The organism is Arthrobacter sp. SPT-J7, from assembly GCF_059089965.1.
Map to the genome: position 1 here is coordinate 1 of NZ_JBNHFF010000613.1, position 323 is coordinate 323.

The following is a 323-nucleotide window of genomic DNA, read 5'->3' on the forward strand; positions in this document are numbered from 1 at the left end:
GATGACGCCAAGCTCTGCCACTTCCCGGATTCCCCTTGAACAATGGCAGAGGCGGGGGACCCACCGTCCCGGGCACTGATTGCCCTTGGGGTTAAGCCAGCACGTGATCTTTCCGTGTGGCCGGATGCCCTCATCCGAACCCGACAGCTAACTCCGCAGGTGTGAGAGGCGATCCATCATGTTCAAAAACCTGGTAAAACCACGCCCGAAAAACGGGTCTGCACCCCATGCCGGAACAGAAAACGGCAAAATTCCTTCCTTCGGCAAGCGTGCGGCCGTGGTAGCCGCATCCTGCGCGCTCCTCGTTGGAGTAGGAGCTGCTG

The 323-nt window shown here is 59.8% G+C and carries 1 riboswitch.

Annotation, left to right across the window (positions count from 1 at the left end):
* Positions 1 to 12: 12 nt before the first annotated feature.
* A riboswitch (cyclic di-AMP (ydaO/yuaA leader) is annotated at positions 13 to 173 on the plus strand.
* The last annotated feature ends 150 nt before the right edge of the window (positions 174 to 323 follow it).